At 58.6% G+C, this 26,568-nt stretch carries 21 protein-coding genes and 1 pseudogene; 14 read left to right on the top strand and 8 right to left on the bottom strand.

Annotation, left to right across the window (positions count from 1 at the left end):
* The first annotated feature begins 117 nt into the window (after positions 1-117).
* A complete protein-coding gene (locus ABVR31_RS12980) occupies positions 118-897 on the top strand; it encodes an SDR family oxidoreductase (RefSeq protein WP_058757839.1) in 780 nt (259 codons plus the stop codon).
* On the opposite strand, the gene ABVR31_RS12975 is transcribed toward ABVR31_RS12980, so the two are convergent.
* Positions 894-1,469, bottom strand: coding sequence for a DedA family protein (locus ABVR31_RS12975; protein ID WP_021508476.1), 576 nt, complete (start codon positions 1,467-1,469; stop codon positions 894-896). The two genes, ABVR31_RS12980 and ABVR31_RS12975, sit on opposite strands and share 4 nt — an antisense overlap.
* Before the next feature lie 164 nt (positions 1,470-1,633).
* Here ABVR31_RS12975 and ABVR31_RS12970 point away from each other — a divergent pair.
* From ABVR31_RS12970 to ABVR31_RS12960, 3 genes and pseudogenes are all read left to right on the top strand, one after another.
* Positions 1,634-2,222: pseudogene (locus ABVR31_RS12970) on the top strand (Yip1 family protein).
* A gap of 224 nt (positions 2,223-2,446) precedes the next feature.
* The gene (pbpG, locus tag ABVR31_RS12965; protein ID WP_372773091.1) at positions 2,447-3,391 is read left to right on the top strand and encodes a D-alanyl-D-alanine endopeptidase; all 945 of its coding nucleotides are present in this window, start codon (positions 2,447-2,449) and stop codon (positions 3,389-3,391) included.
* Positions 3,392-3,615: 224 nt separating this feature from the next.
* Positions 3,616-6,060 carry a DUF3772 domain-containing protein gene (locus ABVR31_RS12960; RefSeq protein ID WP_211726281.1) on the top strand — a complete coding sequence of 815 codons (2,445 nt, stop codon included), beginning with the start codon at positions 3,616-3,618 and terminating at the stop codon, positions 6,058-6,060.
* Positions 6,061-6,328: 268 nt separating this feature from the next.
* Here the strand turns inward: ABVR31_RS12960 and dld are convergent, their stop codons facing one another.
* Positions 6,329-8,038 (bottom strand): D-lactate dehydrogenase, encoded by a 1,710-nt coding sequence (gene dld / locus ABVR31_RS12955; protein ID WP_372773089.1) that lies wholly within the window; start codon positions 8,036-8,038, stop codon positions 6,329-6,331.
* 155 nt (positions 8,039-8,193) lie between these two features.
* On the opposite strand from dld, the gene bglX reads away from it, so the two are divergent.
* Positions 8,194-10,491: a beta-glucosidase BglX gene (bglX, locus tag ABVR31_RS12950; RefSeq protein ID WP_031279874.1), complete on the top strand. Its 2,298-nt coding sequence runs from the start codon at positions 8,194-8,196 to the stop codon at positions 10,489-10,491.
* 181 nt (positions 10,492-10,672) lie between these two features.
* Positions 10,673-11,551, top strand: a complete 879-nt coding sequence (locus ABVR31_RS12945; RefSeq protein WP_372773087.1) for an oxygenase MpaB family protein — start codon at positions 10,673-10,675, stop codon at positions 11,549-11,551.
* On the opposite strand, the gene ABVR31_RS12940 is transcribed toward ABVR31_RS12945, so the two are convergent.
* A complete protein-coding gene (locus ABVR31_RS12940) occupies positions 11,542-11,835 on the bottom strand; it encodes a hypothetical protein (protein ID WP_136548115.1) in 294 nt (97 codons plus the stop codon). The genes ABVR31_RS12945 and ABVR31_RS12940 overlap by 10 nt on opposite strands.
* A gap of 226 nt (positions 11,836-12,061) precedes the next feature.
* On the opposite strand from ABVR31_RS12940, the gene ABVR31_RS12935 reads away from it, so the two are divergent.
* Positions 12,062-13,171 (top strand): suppressor of fused domain protein, encoded by a 1,110-nt coding sequence (locus tag ABVR31_RS12935; protein ID WP_058769485.1) that lies wholly within the window; start codon positions 12,062-12,064, stop codon positions 13,169-13,171.
* 51 nt (positions 13,172-13,222) lie between these two features.
* Here the strand turns inward: ABVR31_RS12935 and ABVR31_RS12930 are convergent, their stop codons facing one another.
* Complete coding sequence (locus ABVR31_RS12930) at positions 13,223-14,116, bottom strand: LysR substrate-binding domain-containing protein (RefSeq protein ID WP_372773084.1); 894 nt, start codon at positions 14,114-14,116, stop codon at positions 13,223-13,225.
* A 100-nt stretch (positions 14,117-14,216) separates the two neighbouring features.
* Between ABVR31_RS12930 and ABVR31_RS12925 the strand changes: the two genes are divergently transcribed.
* Positions 14,217-14,951 carry a sulfite exporter TauE/SafE family protein gene (locus ABVR31_RS12925; protein ID WP_372773082.1) on the top strand — a complete coding sequence of 245 codons (735 nt, stop codon included), beginning with the start codon at positions 14,217-14,219 and terminating at the stop codon, positions 14,949-14,951.
* Between the two features lie 158 nt (positions 14,952-15,109).
* On the opposite strand, the gene ABVR31_RS12920 is transcribed toward ABVR31_RS12925, so the two are convergent.
* On the bottom strand, positions 15,110-15,682 hold the full coding sequence (locus ABVR31_RS12920; RefSeq protein WP_288422754.1) for a hypothetical protein: 573 nt from the start codon (positions 15,680-15,682) through the stop codon (positions 15,110-15,112).
* 43 nt (positions 15,683-15,725) lie between these two features.
* Positions 15,726-17,138: a hypothetical protein gene (locus ABVR31_RS12915; RefSeq protein WP_152391208.1), complete on the bottom strand. Its 1,413-nt coding sequence runs from the start codon at positions 17,136-17,138 to the stop codon at positions 15,726-15,728.
* Positions 17,139-17,535: 397 nt separating this feature from the next.
* Between ABVR31_RS12915 and ABVR31_RS12910 the strand changes: the two genes are divergently transcribed.
* Complete coding sequence (locus ABVR31_RS12910; protein ID WP_058769488.1) at positions 17,536-19,431, top strand: methyl-accepting chemotaxis protein; 1,896 nt, start codon at positions 17,536-17,538, stop codon at positions 19,429-19,431.
* A gap of 193 nt (positions 19,432-19,624) precedes the next feature.
* On the top strand, positions 19,625-20,158 hold the full coding sequence (gene idi, locus ABVR31_RS12905; RefSeq protein WP_058757829.1) for an isopentenyl-diphosphate Delta-isomerase: 534 nt from the start codon (positions 19,625-19,627) through the stop codon (positions 20,156-20,158).
* Positions 20,159-20,189: 31 nt separating this feature from the next.
* On the opposite strand, the gene ABVR31_RS12900 is transcribed toward idi, so the two are convergent.
* The gene (locus ABVR31_RS12900; RefSeq protein ID WP_372773079.1) at positions 20,190-21,656 is read right to left on the bottom strand and encodes an MFS transporter; all 1,467 of its coding nucleotides are present in this window, start codon (positions 21,654-21,656) and stop codon (positions 20,190-20,192) included.
* A 217-nt stretch (positions 21,657-21,873) separates the two neighbouring features.
* Between ABVR31_RS12900 and ABVR31_RS12895 the strand changes: the two genes are divergently transcribed.
* The 4 genes from ABVR31_RS12895 to ABVR31_RS12880 are packed head-to-tail and all read left to right on the top strand — an operon-like array spanning position 21,874 to position 25,611.
* The gene (locus ABVR31_RS12895; protein ID WP_058780854.1) at positions 21,874-22,782 is read left to right on the top strand and encodes an ABC transporter substrate-binding protein; all 909 of its coding nucleotides are present in this window, start codon (positions 21,874-21,876) and stop codon (positions 22,780-22,782) included.
* 3 nt (positions 22,783-22,785) lie between these two features.
* Positions 22,786-23,952 (top strand): ABC transporter permease, encoded by a 1,167-nt coding sequence (locus ABVR31_RS12890; protein ID WP_372773077.1) that lies wholly within the window; start codon positions 22,786-22,788, stop codon positions 23,950-23,952.
* On the top strand, positions 23,945-24,880 hold the full coding sequence (locus tag ABVR31_RS12885) for an ABC transporter ATP-binding protein (RefSeq protein WP_372773075.1): 936 nt from the start codon (positions 23,945-23,947) through the stop codon (positions 24,878-24,880). Before ABVR31_RS12890 ends, ABVR31_RS12885 begins: the two co-directional genes overlap by 8 nt.
* Complete coding sequence (locus ABVR31_RS12880; RefSeq protein WP_021508456.1) at positions 24,880-25,611, top strand: ABC transporter permease; 732 nt, start codon at positions 24,880-24,882, stop codon at positions 25,609-25,611. Before ABVR31_RS12885 ends, ABVR31_RS12880 begins: the two co-directional genes overlap by 1 nt.
* A 167-nt stretch (positions 25,612-25,778) precedes the next feature.
* Here the strand turns inward: ABVR31_RS12880 and ABVR31_RS12875 are convergent, their stop codons facing one another.
* The gene (locus tag ABVR31_RS12875) at positions 25,779-26,513 is read right to left on the bottom strand and encodes a MerR family transcriptional regulator (protein ID WP_031279872.1); all 735 of its coding nucleotides are present in this window, start codon (positions 26,511-26,513) and stop codon (positions 25,779-25,781) included.
* Positions 26,514-26,568: the final 55 nt, after the last annotated feature.

The raw sequence follows: 26,568 nt of genomic DNA, 5'->3' as shown, positions 1-26,568 counted from the left end.
CTGCCTCCTGAACGCTATCCGATTGTTAACTATAGACGAAACGGCAGAATCGGCTGCGACGTGGCACAGAACGATAACTTCTATACTGTGAAGACACCCATCAGGCAGGAGAATGTTATGACACTGGGCAAACAGAAAGTCGCCGTAGTGACCGCTTCAGATTCGGGGATTGGACGCAGCTGCGCCGTAATGCTGGCCGAGGCCGGCTATACCGTCGGCATTACCTGGCGCTCGGATGAAGAGGGCGCGCAGGAGACCGCGCGGCTGGTGGAGAGCAAAGGCCAGCTGGCCCAGGTGCGGCAGCTCGATCTGTCCGATCCGCAGGCTGGCGGGCAGCAGCTGGCGCAGTTGATCAACTCGCTGGGCCGCATCGATGTACTGGTGAACAATGCCGGCGTGATGACCAAAGCCGATTTCCTTGATGTGACCTTTGAGGACTGGCGCAAAGTCTTCACTGTTGACGTAGACGGCGCCTTTGTCTGCGGACAGATTGCCGCGCGTCATATGGTGGATCAGGGCGACGGCGGCCGCATCATCAACATTACCTCGGTGCATGAGCATACGCCGCTGCCGGACGCCGCCGCCTATACCGCAGCCAAGCATGCGCTTGGCGGGCTGACCAAATCGATGGCGCTGAGCCTGCTGCCGCACCACATTCTGGTGAATGCCGTGGCACCGGGCGCTATCGCCACGCCGATGAATGACATGAGCAACAGCGAGGCGCACAGCCGGCGCATGCCGGAAATCCCGATTGGCCGCCCTGGCGATACGCGCGAAATCGCCAGTCTGGTGGCGTGGCTGTGCTCGGAATGGGCCACTTACACCACCGGGCAGTCATTCGTGGTCGACGGCGGCTTCATGCTGGCCAACCCGCAGTTCAAGGGTTACCACAGTTAACCGGCGCGGCGGCGGTTCCAGCGGCGAATCACAAAGCGCAGCACGATGCCGAACACAATTGCCGCCGCCAGCCAGATGAAGTGCTTGAGGTGCTGATCAAGCTTGTGCAGCCACGGAGTAATAATTTCACCGGCGAAGTAGCCGAGGGTGACAAAAATCAGCGCCCACAGCGCGGCGCCAATGACATTAAGCACGAAAAAGCGCAGCGGCTTAAGGCGGCTGGTGCCAATAATAATCGGTCCAATCAGGCGAAAGCCGTACATGAAGCGCACGCCAATCACAAACAGGCTGGGGTGCTTCTGAATCAGCCGGTTAGCTTTTTTAATGGTGTCCTGATGTTTGCGGAAGCGCCGCAGAATGCGTGTGCCATAGCGGCGGCCAAGCCAGAACAGCAGCTGATCGCCAATAATGCCGCCGCCCATCGCCGCCAGCACCACGCCGCTGAAATGCAGCAGGCCCTCGTGCGCCGCGACGCCGCCCAGCAGGGTAAAGGTTTCCCCTTCGGCAATGCAGCCAATCAGCAGCGCCAGGTAACCGTACTGGGTGATTAATCCATTGATATCGATGTGCAATTGCTCCTCCCTGGGTAAGCGATACAGCTAACAGTCTAGCTGGCTGCGGCTTTTTTTGTGCCGCTGGCCGCAAAAACAGCCGCGCCGATTATACTTGAACTGAAGCTGCCTGCATTGGACAGCCTGATCGCTGGGGCAGCCCGTCGCATCAGAGGAGTGATTGTATGAATCATGTCTGGGGTCTTCTGGCGCATCCCAATCAGGAGATGCGTGATATCAAGCAGGAAAACGAGAGCGTTTCGCACCACTACACCCATCACGTTCTGCTGATGGCGGCGATCCCGGTGATCTGCGCCTTTATCGGCACCACGCAATTGGGCTGGAACCTGGGCGAAGGGCAGATTCGTGCAACTCAACATGCTGACCGGTATTGGTCTCGGCATTCTGTTTTACCTGATCATCTTAGGCGGTGTGGCGGTGATGGGCCGCGTCATTCACTGGATGGCGCGCGACTATCCGCAGCGTCCCAGCATCCAGCGCTGTACCGTGTTTGCCGGCTATGTGGCGACGCCGCTGTTTATCAGCGGGCTGGTGGCGCTCTATCCGCTGGTGTGGCTGTGCGTACTGGCCGGAGCATTAGCGCTGATGTACACCGGCTATCTGCTGTACGTCGGCATCCCGGTATTCCTTAACATTGACCGTGAAGAGAGCCTGCGCTTCTCCGGCTCGACGCTGGCGATTGGCGTGCTGGTGTTTGAGGTGCTGCTGGCGCTGACGGTGATTCTGTGGGGTTACGGACCACGCTTGTTCTGACCGTGATAAGGGTCAGGTCGTCAGCCATGGCGACCTGACTGATCCCGATGCGCCTGGCAGCGACTGTTATGCCCGCCTTTTTTAACGCCCGGAAACAATCTCTCTAAGAAATTTCGCAGATGAGCGCGTATGATAGCGCAGCCAGCCCGCGTCGCATCAGGCCTGACGCCGGCGGCCTGTGTTACAACACAGCGCAAACCTCCTCACCGGATTTTTTTGACACGATGTCTGTAAAAATGCGTATTTCTTTGCTGTCGCTGTCGCTGTCGCTGTTTGTCGCCGCGCCAGCTGTGATGACTCCGGCGCTCGCCGCCGCAGCAAAACTGTCCGATCTGGCGCCGATTGCCCAGCCGCAAATCGCCTCCGGCAGCGCGCTGATTGTCGATCTCGATAATAATAAAGTGCTGTTTTCCAGCCATCCGGACCGGGTGCGGCCTATCGCGTCGATCACCAAAGTGATGACCGCGATGGTGGTACTGGATGCCCGACTGCCGATGGACGAAATGCTGTCGGTGGATATCAGCCAGACGCCCGAAATGCGCGGCGTGTTCTCGCGCGTGAAGCTCAACAGTGAAATCAGCCGCCGCAACATGCTGCTGCTGGCGCTGATGTCCTCGGAAAACCGCGCGGCGGCAAGCCTGGCGCATCACTATCCCGGCGGTTACGATGCCTTTATCCGCGCCATGAACGCCAAAGCGCGCGCGCTCGGCATGACGCACACCCATTATGTGGAGCCGACCGGTTTGTCGCTGCACAACGTCTCCAGTGCGGAAGATCTGGTGAAGCTGCTCAAGGCCACGCGCCAGTATCCGCTGATTGGTCAGCTGAGCACCACCAAAGAGGAGACTGCGGTGTTTAAACACCCCAGCTACGCGCTGCCGTTCCGCAACACTAACCATCTGGTGTACAAAAATGACTGGCGCATTCAGCTGACCAAAACCGGTTACACCGACGAGGCCGGTCACTGCCTGATAATGCGTACCATGATTAATAACCGTCCGGTGGCGCTGGTGGTGCTGGATGCGTTTGGCAAATATACCCACTTTGCCGATGCCAACCGCCTGCGCGACTGGCTGGAAACCGGCAAGGCGGCGCCGGTGCCGGCGGCCGCGCTGGCGTACAAAAAGCAGAAAGCGTCGCAGCTTGCCAGCAGTGCGGACGTAGAGTAACGCAACCCGTTACTTAGCGTAGCGGCGCAAGGGAGTGCGCCGTGTGCCGGGGTGGCGCGTGACTGACGATCAACGGCGCTTAAATGAACAAAATTTCTTATCGTTAGCACCAATGTTTTACGCCACCATTCCTATAGTTTCCCTGACGGCAAAGTCCTACACTGGCGACCATTCACGGTCAACCTTGCGTTTATAGGCTGTTATTGCGCTGGAATCTCACTCATATGTTCAAGTTTCGTTCTCTGTTTACCCCGTTCCTGCTGCTACTGGTGTTATTCACGCCGGCGCTCAGCTATGCGGATGACAACGCCGCGCCCGCGCAGCAGGAAGAAGACGCGGCACCGAAGGTCAATCCGGCGGTTGAACTGCCGAAGATGCAGAAGATCCTCGACAAAATTAAGGGCCAGGTGTCTGGCGATACCAACGAAAACCAGCTCAACCAGCTCAATGAGATGGCGCTGGAGCTGTCAGGTAATGCGGAAACCCTCGGCCAGGCGCTGATTCCGCAGCGTCAGCAGCTGGATGCGCAGCTGGCGGTGCTCGGCCCGGCGCCGAAGGCGGACAGCGGCGTGAAAGAGACGCCGGAAGTGACGCGCAAACGCGCCGCGCTGGAGAATCAGAAGGGCAAGCTGGATGATCAGATCAAGCAGGCCGACGGCATCAAAAACGGGGCGCTGGTGCTGTCCTCGCAGATCGTCAACCTGCGGCGCGATCAGCTGAAAAGCCAGCTGGCGCTCAACTCCGGCAGTATTTTAGGGCCACGCTTCTGGTCACCGCTGTTCAGCCGTCAGGACCTGGATGGCGAAAAAATTGGCGATTTTATCAGCGAGCTGCAGGATACCGCCGCGCTGTCGTGGGAGCCGGGCTGGCGCGTGGGCACGGTCGGCTGGCTGCTGGCGGCACTGCTGGTGATGACGCTGGGCCGGCGTTACAGCGAAGAGTTTCTGGCGTGGGTCAGCATTCACAAACTGCCGGAAGGGCGGCTGCGCCGCAGCTTCCTCGCGGCGGCGATTGCGCTGACTACGCTGGCGGCCGTGGTGCTGACCTTTAACTTTCTCTCGCTGGCGTTTGTGCGGCGCGATGAAGTGTCCAGCGACGTGCAGGATTTTATCAGCCGTCTGGTGCAGCTTAGCGTTTACTGCGGACTGATCGCCGGTCTCGGCCGCGCATTTCTGTCAACGCGCCGCCCGAGCTGGCGTCTGCCGAGCATCTCCAGTGAAGTGGCGCTGGCGCTGAAGCCGTTCCCGCCGATTACCGCCGCGCTGGTGTTTATCTTCCAGACCGCCGAGTCGTTTAACTATACGGTCGGCACCAGCCTGAACACCACCATTTTTGCTAACGGCCTGACGGCGCTGCTGATTGGCAGCACCGGGCTGGCGATCAGCATGCGCACCAATCGCGTGCGTCGTCGCATGGCGCAGGCCGGCAATCCGCCGGAAGCGCGTCCCACGATCGTCGGCCTGGTGCAGCTGGCGCTGACGGTCACCGCCGTGGCGATTCTGGTTTCGCTGATTGTCGGCTACGTCACGCTGGCGCGCTTCCTTAGCTATGAAGTGATCTGGTGTGGCATCCTGTTTGGCTCGTTCTACTTCCTTAGTCATCTGATCAACGACGGTTGTGAAAGCCTGTTCTCCACCAACAACGCGACCGGCAAGCGGTTGCAGACCTCACTGAATATTGACGAGCGCTATCTGCAGCAGGCGGCAACGCTGCTCAGCGCCGTGGGGAAAACCCTGCTGGTGGCGTTTGTCGCGCTGGCGCTGCTCAACGGCACGTTTGCCTCGTCTACGCCGATTGAGCTGATCCAGAAAGTCATTGAGTTCTGGGGTGGCAAAGGGCTGGAGTCGCTCAACATTGTGCCGGCGCACATGGTGAACGCCATTCTGTGTCTGGTGGTGGGTATCTACGTGCTGCGCTCGGTGCGGCGCTGGCTGGACAAAGAGTTCCTGCCGAAGACCACCATGGATATCGGCATGCGCGTGTCGCTGGTGACGCTGTTCAGCAATATCGGCTACGTGCTGATTATCCTGCTGACGCTGTCGATTATGGGGCTGCAGTGGAACAAGCTGGCATGGATCGTCAGCGCCCTGTCGGTGGGTATCGGTTTCGGCTTACAGGAGATCGTGAAGAACTTTATCTCCGGTCTGATCCTGCTGACCGAGCGTCCGGTGAAGGTCGGCGATCTGGTGAGCATCAGCGGCATTGAAGGGGATATTCGCCGTATTAACGTGCGTGCGACTGAGATTCAGCTGGGCGATAAATCCACGGTGATCGTGCCGAACTCGCAGCTGATTTCGCAGAACGTGCGTAACGCCACCATGGGCAATGCGCAGGGCGTGGTGACGATCCAGCTGACCTTCCCGCTGGATATCGATCCGGTGCAGGTGCGCGAACTGTTGCTGGACGTGTATCGCGAGAACGAGCGTATTCTCGAAACGCCGGAGCCGTCGGTTTCGTTTAAAGATTTGACGCCGGCCGGTATTGTGCTGAGCGTGACTGGCAACGTCGCCAGCCAGCGCCAGATTTCCGGTGCGAAAAGCGACCTGCTGTTCGATATCCTGACGCGCCTGCGTAAAGAGGGCATCGTGCTGTCGACGCCGCAGACCATGATTATCGAACGCCGCGCGCTGCCGGCGACGGCACAGGAGCAATCCGATCCATTACCGTGACAACGGTTTGGGTCATAATCGCACGCGGTGGTGAATCCAGGTCGGCATGAATGCCGACCCTACACGCCTGTGGAACGTGAGGGTGAATTTGGAGTCGGCATGAATGCCGACCCTACACGCCTGTGGAACGTGAGGGTGAATTCTGGGGCGGCATCAATGCCGACCTTACACGCTTGTGGAACGTGATGGTGAATTCGGGGGCGGCATCAATGCCGACCCGACGGTTGTAGGGTGGCCATTTATGGCCACCGGGACAGCGTTAATCCCTTCAGGCTTTCACCGCCCAGCCTTTCTGCTTACTGGTTTTCCCGATGCCCGGGTTAAAGGTATTGGTCGGATCGAGCTGGCGGTAAAACGCCTGCAGCTGCGGTTTGGCCGCATACAGATGGCCAACGTTATGCTCTGCCGGATACTCCGCGCCGCGCGCCGCGAGGATCGCCAGCATCTTCTCCTTCAGCGCATGGGCATCTACGCCTTTCTTCACAATGTAATCCTGATGGAACACGTGACAGAAGAAGTGGCCGTAGTAAAGGCGATGAATCAGATCGTTATCAAACTCCGGCGGCAGGCGCTCAAACCACTCCTGATCGTTGCGGCGCAGCGCAATGTCCAGCGCCAGAATATCTTCCACTTCGTCAGCGTGCACCGCGTGATAGCGCACGGCGGCACCGGCTGCGGCAAAACGATGCAGAAAAGCGTGCGCGCCCTCTTTGGCGTCGCAGGCAAAGAACTCACCGCCGCCTTCGCGGAAATACTCCTGCAGATACGCCTGCGCTTCGGCCACGCCGTCGCCGGACATCTTCAGCATCAGGTGGTGCTCGTATTTGTCACGATACTGCTTCAGGCGCTTCGGCAGGTGCGCCGGGAACCAGCGGCTGATGCGTTGCAGCAGGCGATCGGTCAGGTGCGGCTTAACGAGGCTCAGCTTGCTGAGCCAGGCATCCACCCGGCCTTTGAGGGTGAAAAACAGCGGCATCTTGTCGGTGCCGAGTTTATCAATCATCACAAAGGTGTCTTTGCCGTAGACCTCGGCGATGTCGAAAATATCGCGGTGCATGTACTCACCGGCGACCGGTAAATGGGTAAACTCCGCCAGTATGTGGCGACGCAGTTCGCCGAGCGTCGCCGGGTCGTTGGTGCCAATGTAAAACACCTGCTGCTTCGGCTCGGTGGGGAAGGTGTCGAGCCGCACGGCAAACACCGCCAGTTTGCCGGCGCAGCCTGACGCCTCAAACAGGCGCCGCTGGTCGGCGTTGAAACGCGCCGGCGTATCGGCATGAATGTCCCGCACCCGCTCGGCGTATTCGTGGTCGGACGCGTGGCGCGCATCCCAGCGCACATCATCCGGCTGCCAGCGCTCGTCGTCCAGCCGGCCGAGAATCTCTTCCGGCGAATGACCGAGGTCGATGCCCAGATGGTTGACCAGCCGGAGCTTGCCGTCGGCGTCCACCTGCGCAAACAGCGCCATTTCGCTGTAGGCCGGGCCGCGTTTGATCAGCGAGCCGCCGGAGTTATTGCAGATGCCGCCCAGCACCGAGGCGCCGATGCACGAAGAGCCAATCACCGAGTGCGGCTCGCGCCCGAGCGGTTTAAGGGTTTTCTCCAGCTGATACAGCGTGCTGCCGGGGAAGGCGAGAATCTGCCTGCCGCCGTCGATCAGCTGCAGTTTGTCGAGACGCAGGGTACTGATGATCACCACCGGGCGATCGTAATCGTTGCCGTTGGGCGTTGAACCTTCGGTCAGACCGGTATTGGCGGCCTGCATCAGCACGATGGCATCGGCCTGAACCAGCGCCTGCAGCACGCGCCATAGCTCCAGCAGCGAGCCGGGGAAAACCACCGCCAGCGCATCGCCCTCGCCGGAACGGAAACCCTTACGATAGCGCGCGGTCTGCTCCGCGTCGGTCAGCAGCTGTGATGCGCCGACCAGACGGCGCAGCTCGGACAGCAGGGCAGGGTGTGAGGTGTTGTTATTCATTAGCCTATCCTTGTCGTTAACGTGGCGTTTCTACTGTAGCACGCGTCGGCCACGGGGGCGCAGTGTGACAATGGCGGCTACCTGCTATCCTCATCTTGTGGCACACTGCCCCGGTTATTTCGATATTGCGCAGTTACTTAAGAGAACCTGACCTGATGAAATGGATTTACTCTGTTAGCCTCGCTGTTTCCCTTGCCGTGCAACCCGCGTTTGCGGACGATCTGTTCGGCCCCCATCCAATGACGGAACAGGCGCGCGACGCCTTTGTTAATCAGCTGCTGAGCAAAATGACGCTGGATGAAAAGATCGGGCAGATGCGCCTGATCAGCGTCGGTCCGGATACGCCGAAAGAGGCGATTCGCGACATGATTCAGCACGGCCAGGTCGGGGCGATTTTCAATACGGTAACGCGTCCGGATATCCGCGCCATGCAGGATCAGGTCATGCAGCTCAGCCGCCTGAAGGTGCCGCTGTTCTTTGCCTATGACGTGGTGCACGGCCAGCGCACTATTTTTCCGATTCCGCTTGGCCTCGCCGCCAGTTGGGATCTGCAAGCCGTTAGCGAAGTGGGACGCATTTCAGCCTATGAAGCGGCAGACGACGGCCTCAACATGACCTGGGCGCCGATGGTGGATGTGTCGCGCGAACCGCGCTGGGGCCGCGGCTCTGAAGGGTTTGGCGAGGATACCTATCTCACGTCGCAGATGGGCAGTGCGATGGTCAAAGCCATGCAGGGCAAGAGCGCCGCCGACCGCTACGCCATCATGACCAGCGTTAAGCACTTTGCAGCTTACGGCGCAGTAGAGGGCGGTCGTGATTACAACACCGTCGACATGAGTCCGCAGCGCCTGTTCCAGGATTATCTGCCGCCGTATAAAGCTTCGCTGGATGCCGGCAGCGGTGGCGTGATGGTGGCGCTCAACTCGCTGAACGGCACGCCGGCCACCGCCGACAGCTGGCTGCTGAAAGATATTCTGCGCAACGACTGGAAATTCAAAGGCATCACCATCAGCGATCACGGTGCCATCAAAGAGTTAATCAAACACGGCGTCGCCAGCGATCCGCAGGATGCCGTGCGCATTGCGCTGAAATCCGGCATCGACATGAGTATGAGCGACGAGTATTACAGCAAATACCTGCCGGGACTGGTGAAAAGCGGCGCGGTGAGCATGGCGGAAATCGACGATGCGGCCCGTCACGTGCTCAACGTTAAATATGACATGGGCCTGTTCAACGACCCGTACAGCCATCTCGGACCGAAAGGCAGCGATCCGCAGGACACCAATGCGGAAAGCCGCCTGCACCGGGCGGAAGCGCGCGACGTGGCGCGCCGCAGTATGGTGCTGCTGAAAAACTGGCATGAAACCCTGCCGCTGAAGAAAGAGGCCACCGTGGCGCTGGTGGGACCGCTGGCCGATAGCCAGCGCGATATCATGGGCAGCTGGTCGGCTGCGGGCGTGGCGAAGCAATCTGTCTCGCTGCTGCAGGGCATGCGCAGCGCCATGGCCGGCAAAGGCACCGTGCTGTATGCCAAAGGGGCCAATATTTCCGATAACAAAGGTATCCAGAACTTCCTCAACCTGTATGAGCAGGCGGTCAGCGTCGATGCCCGTTCGCCACAGCAGTTGATTGACGAAGCGGTCGCACAGGCGAAAAAAGCGGACGTGGTAGTGGCGGCAGTGGGCGAGGCGCAGGGCATGGCGCATGAAGCGTCGAGCCGCAGCGACCTGGTGATCCCGCCGAGCCAGCAGAAGCTGCTGGCGGCCCTGAAAGCCACCGGGAAACCGCTGGTGATTGTGCTGATGAATGGCCGTCCGCTGGCGCTGGTGAATGAGGACCGCATGGCGGATGCGATGCTGGAGACCTGGTTCAGCGGTACCGAGGGCGGTAACGCCATCGCCGATGTGCTGTTCGGTGATTACAACCCATCAGGCAAACTGCCGGTGTCATTCCCGCGCTCGGTCGGGCAGATTCCGATTTATTACAATCATTTGCCAACCGGCCGTCCGTACAATTTCGAGAAGCCGAACAAGTACACCTCGCATTACTACGACGCGGTCAACGGTCCGCTCTATCCGTTTGGTTACGGTTTGAGCTATACCCAGTTCAGCGTGTCGCCGGTGAAGATGTCTGCCCCGACCATGCCGCGTAACGGCACAGTGGAAGCCAGCGTGACGGTGACGAATACCGGCAAACGCGATGGTGCCACGGTAGTGCAGCTGTACCTGAACGATCCGGTTGCCAGTATCAGCCGTCCGGTGCAGGAGCTGCGCGGCTTCCAGCGCATTATGCTGAAGGCCGGCGAGTCGCAGACCGTGCGCTTTAAGATTGATGTCGATGCGCTGAAGTTCTGGAATCAGAAGATGCAGCACGTCGCCGAGCCGGGCAAATTCAACGTGATGATCGGTCTGGATTCGGTCAGAACCCAGGATGCGCAGTTCGATTATTTGTAATTGAGGGTTTGTTATCCTGGTTTCCCTCACCCTAACCCTCTCCCGGCGGGAGAGGGAAACGATCAAACCGACTTTTAGCGGATATTATCCTCTGACCTGCCAGCTTCAGCGGACTGCCCCCTCTCCCGCGCGCGGGAGAGGGCTGGGGTGAGGGAAAGGTCATTAGCGCAAGAACGAACAAATGAATCTCCGCCACCGCATCGAACAGCAGGTCTTTCGCCTTAACGGCCTGTCGCTCAACGAATTTGACATCTCTCAACCGCCGGGCGATCCCGGCCTGTTCGGCCCTGACCACATCATCTGGCAGGTGCACGGCGACTTTCCAGCGATGCTGTGCGGCGGCATCAGCGCGCTGATGCTACAGATGCTGCATCCGGCGGCGCTGGCGGGCGTGTGGGATCACTCCAGTTTCCGCCAGGACATGCTCGGCCGGCTGCGGCGCACCAGCCAGTTCATCGCGGTTACCACCTTCGGCAACACCGCCGATGCGCATACCCTGATTGAGCGGGTCAAACGCATCCATCTGCGCGTCACCGGCATCGATAACACCGGCAAACCCTATGCCGCCAGCGATCCGCATCTGCTCACCTGGGTGCACGTTGCAGAAACCAGCCGCTTCCTGGCCGCGCATCTGCGCTACAAAAATCCGCAGCTCAGCCTCGCCGATCGCGATCGTTATTACGCCGAAGCGGCGCGGGTGGCGGAAGCGCTTGGTGCGCAGCAGGTGCCGAAAAGCGTAGAGGCGGTTGAGGCCTATTTACAGGCGATGCGGGCAGAGCTGGTTTACGATGCGCGTACTCACAAAGTGATGCAGCTGCTGCTTAACGCGCCGGCACCCAGCTGGCAGGCGAAACCGGCAATGCGCGTCATGCTGCGGGCGGGCTGTGGTCTGCTGCCCGACTGGGCGCAACAGCTGATGCAACAGCCGATCGGGCCAGTGACGCAATGGCGGATTGATAAGCAGATCGCGTTGATTGCCGCTCTGTTGCGCTGGTCAATCCAGCGTGGCGCCTGGGCGCGTGCCATGCAGCGCATGGGGCGCGATCCGCGTTACAGGTGAAATTCATCCTGCTTGCTGGTGTAGCTACGCGGCGTGCGCGCCTCGCGTTTCAGCAGGAGCTGGCGCTGCTGATAGTGATGCAGCAGCATGCCCAGGCCAACGCCCAGTAGCGCCAGCGGCACCAGCGTGTAGTAGATATCCAGCGGCAGCAGCACCAGCAGCGCGATGGCACCGACGATCAGCGTCAGGGCTGTCATCACCCACGTATAGCGGACAAACAGCCACAGCAGCAGGGCGAGAATCACGATTTCACGCAGATTGAGATCGAGGGTTTGCAGCACCATGACGACAGCTCCGTAACAGAAGAGTGCGCTGACAATAGCATGCGAAGCGGTAAAAAAATCGCAAAAAAATCTGAAGCTTCGCCGCCGCTGCCCCCGCCATTCTTAAGCCGGGCTGAACGATGGCCTGGCGCACTTTGAGAGTTTTACCCTTGTGTCACATGGCGCGAGTGCCGATCCTGCTCTATTCTCGGGGAAAATGGATCCCTCCAGGCATTGTCGAGGCGTTATGACACACCAACCTCTGATTGCTGAGGTGCCGAATCAGCAACACACTTTAACCGCCATCGTCGAACAGGATGCGCGTACCGCCTATTTTTATATCTGGCCGAACGACCTGTTCCGCAGTCAGTACGCCGTGCGCGGTTGCTGGTTGCGCAATCTGCTGCCGGCACCGGCGCAGGAAGATCGCGAAGCGATGGAGCAGGGTATTGCGCCGCTGCTCAGCGCCAGCTATTGCCGCACGCTGGAAGCGGAGCCGATGCTCGATCCGGCCGGCCTGCAGATTCTGTGGGAGCCCAGCGACGACGGTGCCGCGCTGTGGTATTACGGCCAGCTGCTGGCGGTGATCCCTGGCTGGAGCCTGTATCAGGACAAGCAGGTCAGCTTCTCGGCGGGCTGCATCAAAGAGAACCGTCTCACCGCGCCGCTCGGTTCAGCCTCCACCAACGATTACTACGCGCGCGCCGAACAGCAGCGTCATTTCTGGCGTGACTGGCACGATGGCCAGCAGTGGGATCGCGTGCAGAGCGAGCTGCTGCAACGTTACCAGGCGCAGTTTGGTGAGTCGGTAAAATATTACGCCATCGATCAGGGCAACTGGCCGCCGATGGCGATTTCGCAGCACTGGCATAACGGCGTGTGGTATTTCTTCACGCTCGGCATGAGTATCCGGCCGATGCCGCAGGTGGATTACCTGTTTGACGAGTTGGCACCGCAGTACCGGCGTGTAGAGCTGGCGATGGCGGTGGATGGTGAAGTGATGACCGAGGCCAACGCGGTACAGATGGCCAGCGCGCTGGCGGAGTTTGCTCATCTGCCGTGGGCGCGGCTGACGTGGATTGGCGAAGGGCACACGCTGGCGTCGGAAGTTGCGCCGGTCGGCTTTGAAAGCTTCCTGCTGGCCAACGGGCTGGCGGGCGAAAGTGCACAGCTGCGGCTGCCGAAGCGCGACGGCGATCGGCCAAATCTGCTGTGGGCGACGCCGATCACCGAAGCCGAGCGGCTGTTTGCCCAGGCGGACGATCGCGGCGGCCAGCAGCTGCTGCAGCGTTTGCTGGCGCAGGGCAGCGATCATGTGTTCCGTCCGCGCCAGGAAGTGGTGGAGTCCGCACCGTAGTGCCTGCCGAAAAAGCCCCGACATACCCCTCTGGCAGCGACCAGGCGGGTATTAAGCGGATGCTTCCCGTTCCAGCCATGCGACAAAGCGGTTTAGCGAGGATGATTTATCCACGTCAGGCGCAATTAACGCCACGTAGCGGCTCCCCTTCGCCTCAATAGCTAACGGGGTGACAAGCCGGTTGCCCTGCAGATCATGTCCCAGCATTTGTATTCCACCGATACCCACACCGACGCCATCAATAATCGCCTGCAGACTAATATAATTGTGTTCGAATCGCTGAAAACGTTCCGGACGCACCTCGCCGACGCCAGCCTGCTTCATCCACCGTTCCCACTCGCCTGACCGCGTACTGGATAACACGACAACGTGGGTCGCTAGGTCTGCAGGGGTGTTCAGCGCTTTTGTGGCTAACAGTTTCGGCGCGGCAATCAGGGTGAGTTTTTCCTCAAATAACGCTTTCTTCTCAAAGTAACGCCATTCAGGTTTGTTCAGCGCATCCCGGCGAATCAATACGTCAAAGCCAGATAGCCCTTTCACCTCCGAACTGTTTGAGGTGGATACCGAGATTTCAATGTCAGGATATTGGCGGTGGAATGCCGGCAGGCGCGGGATCAACCAGTGCATCGCAAAGGTGGTTTGCGCATTGACGCGTATCGTGCGGGTGTTGGGTGTTTTGCCAAAGCGCACTGCGGCATCGCTGATGATGTCAAAAGCGGTGCTGATCTCTGCGGCAAAAGCCCGGGCATGTTCCGCCGCCACGCTGCGCTGTCCCTGACGTTCAAATAACGGTTGTCCCAGCCACGCTTCAAGCAATTTGATCTGACGGCTAACGGCACCGTGGGTCACCCCTAATTCCTCAGCCGCGTCACTCAGGCTGTTGGCGTGCGCGGCCGTTTCGAACAGCCGCAATGCATTCAACGGTGGCAGGTTACGTTTTTTCATCTGTGACTTTTAGTATCAGGAGTGGGCAATATTTATCGATATTATGATCGAATCGCCCTCATTAAGATGCGTGCTTTGCCGTTGAAAATGAGGAAAGTCAGTGGGTGAATATCTCTTTGTGACGCTGATCGCGATCCTCTCCGGAGCGCTGAGTGGCATCATCGGCACCGGTTCTTCGTTACTGCTGCTGCCGCTGATGGTCAGCAATTTCGGCCCCAGAGTGGCGATGCCAGTCATGGCTATCGCCGCAATCCTGGGAAATCTCTCGCGCATCGCGGTCTGGTGGCGTGAAATCGACTGGCGCGCCACTCTGGCCTATAGCCTGCCTGGCGTGCCAGCTGCGTCGTTAGGCGCACATGTGCTGCTCTCTTTACCTGCCTGGCTCATTGATGGTGCGCTGGGGCTGTTTTTCTGGGTGATGATTTTGGTCAGACGCAGCCTGAAAAACAGTCACTGGACGCTCTCGATAAAGCAGTTAGGGCTTTGTGGTGGTGTGGTGGGTTTTCTGACAGGACTGGTTCTCTCCACCGGACCGGTGAGCGTGCTGATTTTTAACGCCTATGGATTGAGCCGTGGCGCGTTTATTGGCACGGAAGCATCGAGCGCCTTGCTGTTTTATTTCAGCAAGGTCAGTACGTTTGCCTTCCAGCAGGCGCTCTCAATGCAGGTTGTGCTCACCGGTTTGTTAGTGGGCAGTGGCATTATGCTGGGCACCCTGAGCACGAAGGTGATAGTCCAGAGACTGTCGGTCACACAATTTGCCGTGCTGATAGACGCCATTCTGTTTATTTCCGGCGCAGGATTAATCGTTAATGCCTGGTCAGGAGCACCATGAAATTAATCTTTATCACCCTTGAAATAATTTAAACGTAGCGGGTCAGCCCAATCAGCATCGCAACGATAAGTCATAGTTGCAATAGGCAACGAATACTTTTCGCGCGATGCTGTGATGAGTCAGTTATGCAAGGTTCAGGTACGCAGGAAACAGACCTGTCAGATGATGACTACGCCGATTTTTGGGCATTCATCATAATGTGATGCGCCCCGGCACGAGCATAGATACACCGGTTCGTGAAAGCTTTTGGAGTATTGCTTGATCTCTTCCTGTGCACGGTCAACCGTCAAATTATGGAAAGAGTGATAAAAACCCACACACCAAAATGAGCGCTGCTTAATTTCAGTCTCAATGTAGTGTGATTTAACGATCGAATTCACTTTGGATATGTCGTGCAACATTCCTTTGACTAACGTTGTCGCTTTTATTGCCCGCTTAAATTCAAGGTAGATGTACTGATCCTTGGCAGTATTAGGTTTTCTGAAAATCAAATCGACAAACATGTAAAAACGATTGAGTTTGCTTCTTTGATCAGATTTCGCCTTCAACTCCCTTCTGGTGTGAAAACCCTTCTCATTCAAAAGGAAATATTCAAACTCAATTTGAAACCATTTTTCCCAGTCGTTGTACTCATTGGCCACGACATGGGCAAATCTGGCTTTTACTTCCTTTTTTTTAATAAACTCTAACAGTGATTCCTTTACAAGCTCAAAATCTTTAAATTCACTCATTTCAGATACCATAAATAATAAATGCTGTGTGCCTGCCTGCTGATTAACGTATTACACTTACATTTTCCAGTTTCACCAGGCTTTCCGGCTTATCACCTACCTGCATAGCAACGGTGACGAACACATTGAGATCCTGCAGCCAGGCGAGTCTGACACGGCTACCCGCTTGTCCTGAATCAGTTTGCTGACACTCGACTAAGAGATATTTGCCGCTAAATTCATCCGCAATGCTCTTTGCGTCTCCCATCGAGGTTACCTTGCAGCGTAACCGTGAAGACGTAATTTTCTTATCGGAGTCAATACTTTCCCATTGCGCCTGATATTGTTGACCCGTTACTAGCGGAAAACGCAGATCCGTCTGCAACTTATTAAGGAGTGATGCGCCTGTGCTGATGGACATGGTGAACTTAAGCTGCAACTGATTAGCCAGCGTCAAACGTTGCACCTTCCAGATACCGTAATCTTCCAGCTTACGTACATAACCATTTGGCTGTGCATCCAGCTGCACTTCAACCTTACCGAGCGTGCTTACTTCGGTATAACGGATTTGTTTGAAGCGTGGCAGCGCCCAGGGTTTAATCAGTGCTTGTGCCTGCCGTTCAATTTCAGCAGAAAGAGAATACTTATCCAGCCACTGCGAATTATTTTTACTCAGGTCTGGCATTAATGGCCCCATCAACGTGGATGCTGGCTTATTCGCAGCGGACACAAAATGTCCTTCAGCGGTAAACTTTTTTCCTGCGGGTAACTGGCAGAGCTGATCGAAACGTTGTGTCATCTGAGTATCAATTTTGAAGCTACTTTTGCGGCGAACAAGATCAGCAGTGATGAGTGAATCTGTAACGCGCCCCTCGCTGTCGAAATTCATGGCAGCAATTACAGCACCCTGATGGGTTTTACAGTTGTACAGGTAGTGTTCTGTTTTTAATCCCAGCGGCGCATCGTAAGGCGGTTCCCAGATGATATCTGCGTAATCATATCCCAGACGAACCGATAAAATATCGCCAGTGTGTTGAATGCTATTCACATCGACCAGTTTGGTGGTGCCGATTTCAGACGTGGCTGATAACTTTTCCCACTGAGCCTCTTTTATGGGGAGTTTGCACACCTTGTGAATATCGTCTGCGGTAATTTGCTGATCATCCTGTGCAGGCGCATACCGGAGATAGCTGTTACCGTAATAACGAGCGATGGTAAAGCCCTTATCATTTAACAGATCCTTATACAGGAGCTGTGCTTTGCCCTGTTTGCAATCAATCGACCGCCATTGTTGCGCCGTTTTTCCGTTATTGAAGTTTAACGACACCATGAAATTTACCCGATCGTGGATGCGGGTAACGGAAAAGGGATTCGTGATGACACCTGTTAATTCGGGCATATCTGCAGCCTGGACGCAAGAAAACGGCAGGAGAGACAGCAAAGAAAGCAGACGAATTAAAGAGCGTACGAAGTACATATATGGTCCTTCATATATTGATTAAGAAGTTCATGTATCGGCATCTTGCAGCAAATTTTTAGGCTCTGTGCGTGGGCAGCTTAGAAATGCACTATACGTGGGGCGAGTACGTCCGCTGTTAGCACAACACAAAGGAACCAGCGCTTGCGCCATATTCCCTTTCAGGACGCTTCCGGACGGCGAACTGAAGGCCGAAAGCGTGACGTAGCGACTGTCATGGAAGTTAACACCAGAGCGGTCAGAAAGGGGGCAGGGTAAGGCCGGTGACAATAAGCGCTCTTATGATCACGCTATTCAATCAGTTAACCATTTTGTGATCTCGCGCACCTCAAGTTCCTCTGTAACAAGCCGTTAACCTCGATCAGGCAACTCGCCACACCAGGGTAAGGGCACACCGATGTTAAAAACCACACAATCCCGTTTTACCGCGACTTTAGTCGCATTCTTCGTTGTTCTTATGCTGGTCACCGTCCTGGTGATTAACCAGTTCATCGCACCGCAGCTTAGCCAGAACGAAAGCCGGCTGGTGCGCTATGAGGTGGATGGTCTCGCCGGGCGTATCGTCGAGCAGATGAACCGCGTGCAGGCGCAGCAGCGTGCGATTACCGAAGCGGCGGGCGTGATGGACAGCGCCGCCATTGATACGCTGCTGCCGGCGCTGGTTAATCAGTATCAGGACAGCAACGTGTTCGGCGGCGGTATCTGGCCGTTACCCAACCGGCGCGATCCGGCGAAAGAGAAAGACAGCTCGTTCTTTGCGCGTAACGCCAGCAACCAGCTGCAGGTCAACACCTACTGGAACTCCGATGCTGCCGACAAATACTGGGAGCAGCCGTGGTACAAAGATGGCATGGCCGCAGAAAAAGGCCAGTGCGCGTGGGCGAAGGCTTATCAGGATGCCGCCAGCCCGCAGCCGCGCACCAACTGCGCCATGGCGATTTACCGTAACGGCACTGTGTGGGGCGTCTCAACCATTGACGTCACGCTCGGCTTTTTCAACCAGCTGGCGCAGCAGATGGGTGAGGCGATTCATGGCCGCGTACTGATTGTCGAAGCGGACGGCAAAGTGGTCGGCAATGCCGCGCTGCTGGAGGGGACGCCGAAGCTGGAAAATCTGGCTGATACCCAGCTGCCAATGGCGGCCGCGCTGAAAGGGCTGCTGGCACAGGCCGGTTCTCAGCCGTCGCAAACCACCTTCAGCGGAGAAGATGGTGAGCACACGCTGTTCCTGCAGGCCATTCCCGGCAGCCCGTGGTATCTGGCCAGCGACGTGCCGTCCGCGCTGCTGGATGCGCAGACGCACAGCATGCTGACCCGTCTCGGCCTGGTCCAGATCCCGCTGGCGATTCTGCTGCTGCTGGTGCTGCTTGGCTTTGTCCGCGCGATGATGAAACGCCTGAATCTGCTGCATCAAAACATCGAAGCGCTGTCGACCGGCGGTGCGGATCTGACGCAGCGTCTGCCGGCCAGCAATAGCCCGGAATTCAACGCTGTGGCGCAAAGCTTTAACCAGTTCATCGCCCATTTGCAGGGGCTGATGCGCCAGGTGGGCGACAGCGCACTGGCGATTACTGCGGCTTCACGCGAAATCGCCAGCGGCAACGCCGATCTCTCGGCGCGGACTGAATCGCAGGCGAGTTCCATTGTGCAAACCGCCGCGTCGATGGAAGAGCTGACCGGCACGGTGCGTCAGAACGCCGACAACGCCACGCACGCCAACCAGCTGGCAGATGGCGCGTCTCAGGTGGCGGCGCGCGGCAGTGAAGTGGTGCGTCAGGTGGTCAGCACCATGGGCGAAATCCATCACTCCTCGCGTAAGGTGGTGGATATCATCAGCGTCATCGACAGCATCGCTTTCCAGACCAACATTCTGGCGCTCAACGCGGCGGTAGAAGCGGCACGCGCCGGTGAACAGGGTCGCGGGTTTGCCGTGGTGGCTTCGGAGGTACGCAATCTGGCGCAGCGTTCCGCCAACTCGGCGCGCGAAATCAAGAAGCTGATTGAAGAGTCGGTGGCCAATATCGACACCGGCAGCCAGCTGGTGGAGCAGGCCGGACAAACCATGGACGAGCTGATGCAGGGCGTCAGCAGCGTCACAACGCTGATGAGCGAAATCATGTCCGCCAGCCGCGAGCAGAGCATGGGGATCGAACAGGTGAACGTGGCGATTACCCAGCTCGACGGCAGCACCCAGCAGAACGCGGCGCTGGTGGAGCAGGTCTCGGCAGCGGCGCGCGCCATGGAAGAGCAGAGCGTGCAGCTTGAGCAGGTGGTGCACGGCTTCAAACTGTAATTCATCCCGTCAGAGAGCACAGCGGCGCGTTTTTTGCGCCGCTGTCACGCTTTTCCCCGCCTTTTTCTGCTGAATTATCTGCTGGCTGCTAAGCTTACTGCTTATCGCGCCAGCGCACGGAATGTGCGCGATTTTCTCCGCTGCTGCTTCCGCTATTGTGTACAATAGTGGGGATTTTTCCGAAGGAGTTGTCATGCCCGCCATTGAAGTTATCCTCGTTGACCACCTCGATCGTCCCACCGGCAAGATGGAAAAGCTGGAAGTGCATGAGAAAGGATTGCTGCATCGTGCGGTAACGGTTTACGTGTTCAATTCGCGCCATGAACTGTTGCTGCAGCGCCGGGCGCAAAGCAAGTATCACTGCGGCGGTTTGTGGAGCAATACCTGCTGCAGCCATCCCTACCCGCAGGAGCCGACGCGCGATGCGGCTGAGCGCCGCCTGCGTGAAGAGATGGGACTGGATCTGGCGTTAACGCCGGTGTTTGAACTGAGCTATAACCTGCCGCTCAGCAACGGTCTGATCGAACATGAGTACGGTCACGTGTTTTTCGCCATCAGTGACGAAGTGCCGGTGCTCAACCTTGATGAGGCTGACGACTGGTGTTACCGCTCAGTCGAACAGATTCAGCAGGAGATGCGCGATAATCCGGCAAAATTCACGCCGTGGTTCCTGCACACTTTTCCGCGCATCCCCAACACGCTGGGCGATTTCCGCCTCACCGCCTGAGCCAACGCCTCATCGCTGAGGCGTTATCCGCTTACTGAAAATCTTCCGCATCGACATCATAGCCTGACGGTTCCCAGCGAATCGCCAGCAGCGCCAGTAATCCAGCCAGCGGTGCGAGCAGGATCACCCAGAACACGCCGGTGCCGAACGCCGCGACCAGCAGCGGAAACACAAACAGGGATACCGTCGAACTGGCGCGCATCAGCGTCTGGTTAAAGCCGACGCCCACGCCACGCAGCGAAGCCGGATAGCTCAGCGAGGCAAAGGTCATGGTGTGCGAACCCGGACCAAACCCCTGGCCGAACAGGAACAGCGCCAGCATGGCAATCGCCAGGGCCGCTTCCTCGCCGCCGGCCGGGCGACCAATCAGCGCCAGGCCCAGCAGCGCCGCACACTGGCAGGCGTAACCGGCCACCGACATCTTCCACGCGCCCAGCCGTGGCACCAGCCGCACCGCCAGCAGGCCGCCAACAAACGCAAACAGCAGGTTAAGCGCCAGCGAGACCAGAATGGTGGTCAGCATCGACTGCGCGAGGAAGCTGGAGATGATCACCGGCAGGCCAAAGGCCACGGCGTTATAGGCGAACGACGAGGCAATCGAGGTTATCGTTGCCAGTAGCGTACGGCGGCGGTAAACGCCCTGCAGCAGCGCGCCATAGTTGCGCCAGCTGGCTTTACGTACTGGCTGTACGGCAGTGAGCTCGGCATCCTGCGCGACCTCCGCGTTGATGTTATATGACCGCCGCAGGATTGCCGCTGCACCCTGCAGGTTGCCCTGATTTGCCGCCCAGATCGGTGATTCGCTCATGTAACGACTGCGGATGGCGATGATCAACAGCGCCGGTACCGCGCCAAAGCCGAGGATCAGCCGCCACAGCCAGTCAGTATGGCTCTCTGGCAGCACCGCATATAGCAGCAGCACCAGCAGATAGGAGATGCTGATCGCCGCGTACCAGGTGGGACACCACATCGCGACGCTGGCGGCCTTATTGCCCTGACCGCGCAGTCGGGAAAACTCCGCCAGAAACGCCATCGCCACCGGCAGATCGATGCCGACGCCGAGCCCCATCACAAAGCGCGCCGCCGCCAGCACGTACTCGTTCGGCGCAAAGGCACAGGCCAGTGCCGCCACCACGAAGAAGAACATATCGGCCATAAAGACCCGATAGCGGCCAATTTTATCGGTGAGATAGCCACCGATCAGCGCGCCAACAATCGCGCCAAAGGTGATAGCCGACGCCACCATGCCAGTGCCGGCGGGCGTCAGATTGAATTCGCGCGTTACATCTTTAATACCGAAGGCCAGCGCACCGAGATCGTAGGCATCGAGAAAAACCCCGCCCAGCGCAATGGCGATGACGATGCGTGCATTGCTGCGCGAGGCGTTACTGTTATTGACCAGCCGCGTCACGTCGGCTGCACTGCGAATCCACTGCGTCTCGCCCTGCGGCGTATTCCCTGCCAGCGCCACGTGCGCCGAAGAAGTTGAGTCAGACATGATGTTGTGTGATTTATTGTAAAGAGTGGGGCTATGAGCATAAGCCGCGCCACGGATGTGAAAAATTCTATTTGGTTATAAGTGCAACCAAAGCGTTCTATAAAACCGGCAACGGATAGCAGAAAAAGAACGAATTGCGCCGCTTGACCGCACCCATCCCGTTTCGCCAGGCTACGCTTGATAATCACTGAAAGAAAATAATGCTGAGGAAAGCGCCATGATTAAGCAGGGTTTATTGGGGATGATCGCATTCGCGATGAGTGTCGGGGCCGTGCAGGCAGCGGACCCGGTCAAGGTAGGTTCCAAGATTGATACTGAAGGTTCGCTGCTCGGCAACATCATTCTGCAGGTGCTGAACCAGCATGGGGTAAAAACCGTGAATAAAATCCAGCTCGGTACCACGCAGGTGGTGCGCGGCGCAATTACCGCCGGTGAGCTGGATATCTATCCGGAATATACCGGCAACGGGGCGTTCTTTTTCAATGATGAGAAGGACGCGGCGTGGAAAAACGCGCAGCAGGGCTATGAGAAGGTGAAAAAGCTCGATGCAGAGAAAAATCATCTGGTGTGGCTGACGCCAGCACCGGCCAACAACACCTGGACCATTGCAGTGCGCGGCGATGTTGCGCAGCAGAATAACCTGCAATCCCTCGACGATCTCAGCGCTTACCTGAAAAAAGGCGGTACCTTTAAGCTGGCGGCATCGGCGGAGTTCATCGAGCGCAGCGATGCGCTGCCAGCGTTTGAGAAAGCCTACAACTTCAAGCTGGGCCAGTCACAGCTGCTGTCGCTGGCTGGCGGGGACACCGCTGTTACCATCAAAGCGGCCGCCCAGCAAACGTCCGGCGTCAATGCGGCGATGGCTTACGGTACCGACGGCCCGGTCGCGGCGCTCGGCCTGCAAACCCTGAGCGACCCGAAGGGCGTACAGCCGATTTACGCGCCCGCGCCGGTGATCCGCGCCAGCGTGCTGCAACAGTACCCGCAGATTGCCGACTGGCTGCAGCCGGTGTTCAGCAAGCTGGATGAGAAAACCCTGCAGCAGCTCAACGCGCAAATCGCCGTTGACGGTCAGGACGCCAGCCAGGTGGCGCAGCAGTGGCTGCAGCAGAATAAGTTGCTGTAAGCGGTGCTGTCACGGATAAACCGACCGCGCCAGCAGCCGGTGCTGCTGGTGCTGACGCTGCTGATTACGCTGGCGCTGGGAGCGCTACCGCTGCTGAGCTACGCGGCTAACCGGCTGGTCTCCGGACAGCCGCTGATGCTTTGGCAGGTAACGGCGGGCTGGCTGCTGCTGCTGCCGCTGTTATGGCTATGGCTGGGATTGTGGTGGCCGCCAGGTCGCGGCGCGGCGCTGGCGCAGCTGCTGGGCGCGGAGCTACTGTTCGCCCTGCTGATTGGCATCGGCGGCCACGCCGCCAGTGAGCTGGCCCGCAGCGGCAGCCCGCTGGCGCGCACCGCGCTGGGCAGCGGCCTCTGGTGTGCGGCAGGATTAGCGCTGCTGCTGGCCGCCGAAGCGATTCGCCAGCTTAGCCAGCAGACGCCGCTGCGTATTCTGCTTAATCTGCAACTGTGGCTGCCGCCGCTGATAATGCTGCTGAGTGGTCAGCTGGACGCGCTGTCGCTGCTGAAAGAGTACAGCAATCGCACCGCCGTCTTTAACGCCGCGTTCAGCCAGCATCTGCTGCTGCTGGGCGGCACGCTGCTGCCCACCTTACTGATTGGTCTGCCGCTGGGACTTGCCATCGCGCGTCGTGCCCGCTGGCAACATGCCGCCTTCAGCGTGCTGAATCTGATCCAGACCGTGCCGTCTGTGGCGTTGTTTGGCCTGCTGATTGCACCGCTGGCCGGGCTGGCGGCGCATTTTCCGCAGCTGGCGCGCCTCGGTATCAGCGGGATTGGCGTCGCGCCGGCGCTGATTGCGCTGGTGCTGTATGCACTGCTGCCGCTGGTGCGCAGCGTGGTTGCGGGGCTGCAGCAGGTGCCGCAGGAGGTGCGTGAAACCGCGCGCGGCATGGGCATGAGCGGCTGGCAGCAGTTCTGGCACGCCGAGCTGCCGCTGGCGCTGCCGGTGTGGCTCTCCGGACTGCGCGTGGTGGTGGTGCAAACCGTCGGGCTGGCGGTGGTCGCCGCACTGATTGGGGCCGGCGGCTTCGGCGCCATTGTGTTTCAGGGATTGCTGAGCAGCGCGCTGGATCTGGTGCTGCTGGGCGTGATTCCGGTGGTGGCGCTGGCGGTGATATTCGATGCGCTGCTGCGATTGCTGTCGGCGCTGCTGGAGAGAGGACATGATTGAATTTCATCAGGTGAGCAAAGCGTTCGCCGGTAAAGAGGCGATTCGCAACCTGTCGCTGAAGATTGAGAAGGGCAGTTTTACCGTGCTGATTGGCACGTCCGGCTCGGGTAAATCCACCACGCTGAAGATGATAAACCGGCTGGTTGACCATGACAGCGGCGAAATCCGTTTTGCCGGTGAGCCGATTGAGCAGATGGATGCGCGCGCGCTGCGGCGGCGCATTGGCTATGCCATTCAGTCCATCGGCCTGTTTCCACACTGGAATGTGGCCAAAAATATCGCTACCGTGCCGTCGCTGCTCGGCTGGCCGCGGGAAAAAATTGCCGCACGGGTTGAGGAGCTGCTGGCGCTGCTTAATCTCGACAGTCAGCTGGCGACGCGCTATCCGCACCAGCTCTCCGGCGGCCAGCAGCAGCGTGTTGGCGTGGCGCGCGCGCTGGCGGCCGATCCGGAACTGCTGCTGATGGATGAACCGTTCGGCGCGCTCGATCCGGTCAACCGGCAGGCGCTGCAGCAGGAGATGCTGCGCATTCAGCAGCTGTCGGGGCGCACCGTGGTACTGGTGACGCACGATATCGACGAAGCGTTAACCCTCGCCGATCAGCTGGTGCTGATGGACGGCGGAGAGATTGTGCAGCAGGGACGGCCGATTGACCTGCTGACGCAGCCTGCCAGTGATTTCGCGCGCCAGTTCTTTGGCCGCAGCGAGCTGGGCGTGCGTCTGCTGGCGCTGGGGCGGGCCGGCAGTGCGGCACGACGCGGTGAGTGGCTGGAGGCGGAACCGATCGCCGCCGGGCTGACGCTGCGCGAGGCGCTGTCGCAGTTTATTGCGCGCCGCACCGACAAATTACCGGTTGTCGATCAGCATCAGCAGCCGCTGGGCGTGCTGCACTTTAGCGATTTGCTGCGACAGCAGGAGGCGGGCTGATGCGAGTGCTGCGCGATCCGCTCTACTGGCTGCTGGGGATATTTCTGCTGTTGCTGTGGGGGTTACCGCACAGTGCGCCGCTGTTTGCGCACTGGTTTCCACAGCTGGAGCGTCCGCTGTACCAGCAGGAGAGTTTCTGGCAGCTGGCGCTGGCCCATCTGCTGCTGGTGATCAGCGGCAGCGCGCTGGCGATTGTGGTGGGCGTTGGCTGTGCGGTCTTCGCTACCCGTCACGGCGGCAGGGCGTTCCGCCCGCTGCTGGAGACGCTGGCGGCTGCCGGTCAGACCTTTCCGCCGGTGGCGGTGCTGGCGATTGCCGTGCCGGTCATGGGCTTTGGCGCTGCGCCGGCGGTGATGGCGCTGTTTCTGTATGGGCTGTTGCCGATTCTGCAGGGCACGCTGGCGGGACTGGACAGCGTTCCGGCCAGCAGCCGTGAGATCGCCGTCGGTCTGGGAATGGGACCGTGGCGGCGTCTGTGGCAGATAGAGCTGGCGCTGGCGGCACCGGTGATTATGGCAGGCGTGCGCACCTCTGTGATGATCAACATCGGCACCGCGACCATCGCCTCAACCGTCGGAGCGGAGAGTCTGGGTTCGCCGGTGATTATCGGTCTGAGCGGCTTCAATACCGCCTATGTGATTCAGGGCGCGCTGCTGGTGGCGCTGCTGGCGCTGATCTGCGACCGGCTGCTGGAGCGGTTGCAGCACGCACTCAGTGGGTATGCAGAATAAGGCTGTAGCCAACCAGCATCATGCCGCCCATGCCGCCAATCGCCATGATGGCAAACAGGGTGCCAATGAGAATTTTATTCCAGTTCATAGGTAAACCTGAGAAAAGTCATGAAGTGCGGCATGATAACGCGCACATGCGGTAAGGCAAAGGCCGCATGTGCGATTTTTCAGGTGGGTTCGTGGACGTGAATCGAGAAGCCCTGAGCCTGCCAGTGTTCGAACTGCTCCAGCTGGCGGCGCGTCGGCTTTTTACCGGTCCAGATAAACAGATGCTGGCCGGGAAACAGCTCCGGACGCGGCATATCCAGTGGTTCTGCCAGCACATCAATGCGCCAGCCCTGCTGCGCTAAGCGCCAGGCTTCCAGCCAGATGCGGGTGCGATCTTCTACGCCCCAGCCAATCATTAAGGCATCTTTGCCGGCTTTTTTACGCGCGCCTGCCAGACAGAACGCGACATAATCAATCAGCGCGCCGTCCAGCAGACTGCACATGGTGCGGGCGGTATTTTGATCCAGCCCGAGACGCTGGCGTACCGGTACAAAAACGTGGTCAATCAGCGCATCGACCGGGTGTTCACGGCCAATGGTGGCGATTTTGGTGCGCAGTTTGGAGGCACGCACGTGGCGCAGCACGCTCATCAGCTCTTCCTGCAGCGCCGTCCAGCCGTCATGCACGTTGAAGGTCTCTCCTTCAAGCAGGGCTTTGACTTTGCCTACAGGCACACCGCTCTCTATCCAGCGTTTGATCTCTTCGATCCGCTGAACATCTTCATCATCAAATTGTCGATGACCACCCTCAGTGCGCTGCGGCTTTAACAATCCATAACGACGCTGCCAGGCGCGCAGGGTTACCGGGTTAATTCCACAGCGCTCGGCAACATCACCGATACTGTATAAGGCCATGGCATCCTCTAAAATTCTGACCTGCATAACAACACCTTAACCGCCAGAGTGAGCT

This window comes from Pantoea sp. WEP, from assembly GCF_041678305.1.
Lineage (GTDB): Bacteria > Pseudomonadota > Gammaproteobacteria > Enterobacterales > Enterobacteriaceae > Pantoea > Pantoea dispersa.
The sequence above is the reverse complement of the archived record's forward strand: the minus strand, read 5'-3'. Positions and strand labels throughout refer to the sequence as shown.

Bases quoted from the DNA above. Each gene is read 5' to 3' on its own strand.
- ABVR31_RS12980 (WP_058757839.1), top strand. From the start codon at position 118: ATGACACTGGGCAAACAGAAAGTCGCCGTAGTGACCGCTTCAGATTCG.
- pbpG (WP_372773091.1), top strand. From the start codon at position 2,447: ATGTCTGTAAAAATGCGTATTTCTTTGCTGTCGCTGTCGCTGTCGCTG.
- ABVR31_RS12960 (WP_211726281.1), top strand. From the start codon at position 3,616: ATGTTCAAGTTTCGTTCTCTGTTTACCCCGTTCCTGCTGCTACTGGTG.
- dld (WP_372773089.1), bottom strand. From the start codon at position 8,038: ATGAATAACAACACCTCACACCCTGCCCTGCTGTCCGAGCTGCGCCGT.
- bglX (WP_031279874.1), top strand. From the start codon at position 8,194: ATGAAATGGATTTACTCTGTTAGCCTCGCTGTTTCCCTTGCCGTGCAA.
- ABVR31_RS12945 (WP_372773087.1), top strand. From the start codon at position 10,673: ATGAATCTCCGCCACCGCATCGAACAGCAGGTCTTTCGCCTTAACGGC.
- ABVR31_RS12940 (WP_136548115.1), bottom strand. From the start codon at position 11,835: ATGGTGCTGCAAACCCTCGATCTCAATCTGCGTGAAATCGTGATTCTC.
- ABVR31_RS12935 (WP_058769485.1), top strand. From the start codon at position 12,062: ATGACACACCAACCTCTGATTGCTGAGGTGCCGAATCAGCAACACACT.
- ABVR31_RS12930 (WP_372773084.1), bottom strand. From the start codon at position 14,116: ATGAAAAAACGTAACCTGCCACCGTTGAATGCATTGCGGCTGTTCGAA.
- ABVR31_RS12920 (WP_288422754.1), bottom strand. From the start codon at position 15,682: ATGAGTGAATTTAAAGATTTTGAGCTTGTAAAGGAATCACTGTTAGAG.
- ABVR31_RS12915 (WP_152391208.1), bottom strand. From the start codon at position 17,138: ATGTACTTCGTACGCTCTTTAATTCGTCTGCTTTCTTTGCTGTCTCTC.
- ABVR31_RS12910 (WP_058769488.1), top strand. From the start codon at position 17,536: ATGTTAAAAACCACACAATCCCGTTTTACCGCGACTTTAGTCGCATTC.
- idi (WP_058757829.1), top strand. From the start codon at position 19,625: ATGCCCGCCATTGAAGTTATCCTCGTTGACCACCTCGATCGTCCCACC.
- ABVR31_RS12900 (WP_372773079.1), bottom strand. From the start codon at position 21,656: ATGTCTGACTCAACTTCTTCGGCGCACGTGGCGCTGGCAGGGAATACG.
- ABVR31_RS12895 (WP_058780854.1), top strand. From the start codon at position 21,874: ATGATTAAGCAGGGTTTATTGGGGATGATCGCATTCGCGATGAGTGTC.
- ABVR31_RS12885 (WP_372773075.1), top strand. From the start codon at position 23,945: ATGATTGAATTTCATCAGGTGAGCAAAGCGTTCGCCGGTAAAGAGGCG.
- ABVR31_RS12880 (WP_021508456.1), top strand. From the start codon at position 24,880: ATGCGAGTGCTGCGCGATCCGCTCTACTGGCTGCTGGGGATATTTCTG.
- ABVR31_RS12875 (WP_031279872.1), bottom strand. From the start codon at position 26,513: ATGGCCTTATACAGTATCGGTGATGTTGCCGAGCGCTGTGGAATTAAC.